Consider the following 1776-nt stretch of genomic DNA (forward strand, 5'->3'; position numbering starts at 1 on the left):
CCTACCAACAGACTGACCRAGATAGTAATAGCTGCAACCGGCAGCGGCTTTGGAAATACTTTAAGGCTCTGCGACGGTTCGGTTAATACTTGAATGTTGCTTCCTTTCATTAACTTCATCGCTTGATCTTTTGAAAGAAGAGCTACTTTATTTGCGATTTCACTTACTGTTTTCGAATTCTCGTTTCTTACGGTAATGGTGACAAATTGAGAGTTTTCGTTATGATCAATCGTAATTTGTTCACTCAGCTTTTTATTAGAAATAGTTAACTTTAATTCGTCTTTTACACCGTTTATGATCATCGGACTTTTAATAAAATCGATATACGAAGAAATTAATTGGGTATTGAGCTGCGTAATATTAGAAATCTCATCTACATTCTTAGATGTTGCTTGATTCACAAGTACTTGAGTAGATGCTTGATACGTAGGCTTTAGTAGATAGAAACAGATAGTTGTGATGCTCATACTCGTAATGACTATGACTAAAAGCATCGTAAGCCATCTTCTTTTTAAAATTCGAAAAAAATCCTTTAGCTGAATTTTATCCTGCATCGTAAACTCACCTCCATACGCTTTTATCTCTCTGTTACTTACGACTCACTGCTCCGCCGAAAACAACTTTGTTTCTTGTGAGGAATTTTCCTAATCTGCTGGAAGGCTTTTCAACAAAATGATACGTGACGGAAGCCATCACCAGTGATAAAAGGAAACAAATGCTTAAAATGCTCCAGTACGGCAAAAGCCCGTGTAGCAAATACATCAACGAAAACAGCACAATGAGATGAGTTAAATATAAGCTGTACGAAACTTTACCTAGAAACGACAGCACTCCTGTGCGTAAAACCTTTGAAGCTGCCGGCGATGCTAAAGCGATAATAATGAACATACAGCTCCCTACCATCACTGCCAGATTGCGGCATAAAAAGTTATTGGTAATCGCGTAATTTCCCATAATGCCTTCAGATAAATAACAGGTAAATGCAATCAGAACGATAAGACCCTTTTTAAATGTGCCAATTTTCAGATAAAGTTGAATAAAAAAATCTCGATATTTTGCCGTAACTGCACCCGCGGCGAATAAAAGCAAATAATGATAAGAAAGCAAGAAGTTCGTAGGCTCTAAGTTTGATTGATTAAGCAGTAATAGCGCTGATGATGAAACAAACACGAAAAACAATAGCATTACGATTTTCTTTGCATCCATTCGCAGCAAAAGAATCATTAAAAGAGGAAAAATAATTGAAATTCTCATTTCATGAACAAGCGACCAAATAACATTGTTGTAAGCGTCTGTGTTAAATGTGCCAATTAAAAAGAAGTGCTGAAGAAGTAAACTTGGCGACTCGTTTGTGATCCATGAGTTATTAAACCAGTGGCTTATCTGTGAGATCCCGCCTTGACTAAATAAGATTTTACATAGAATAGCTACACACACCGCAAACAAGTAAGGAAGATAAATTCGGCAAATTCTTCTTACAAGATAGTTCTCATATCGAAAAGAAGAACGGCCATAAAACGGCAGTGCTAAAACAAACCCGCTTAAGACAAAAAACAAAACCACTGATTCATTTCCACTGCTGAACAATAGCCGCAGCGGACTCTCTTTTACCATGGACAGTAAAAAAGAAGAATCACCGTCATACCTATATTCACTGAAGCTTGGATAAATCATGAGATAATGATTTATAACAACAAAAAGRGCTGCTAATCCTCTTAACGCATCAAGTTCTACATATCTTTTTCCCATGTAATCTCCTATCCAACACGTAATAAA

2 protein-coding genes are annotated in these 1776 nt (G+C 36.7%); both read right to left on the reverse strand.

Features of this window, described 5'->3' with window-relative positions; genetic code table 11:
• Window positions 1-554 (reverse strand): YveK family protein (locus AC1DRF_RS26080; protein ID WP_477742084.1); only part of this gene is annotated, 554 nt, incomplete at its 3' end.
• Window positions 555-588: 34 nt separating this feature from the next.
• The coding region (locus tag AC1DRF_RS26085) for an acyltransferase family protein (protein WP_477742085.1) at window positions 589-1776 on the reverse strand (1188 nt) is incomplete at its 5' end.

The sequence above is a fragment of the Priestia sp. P5_B4 genome, from assembly GCF_056400385.1.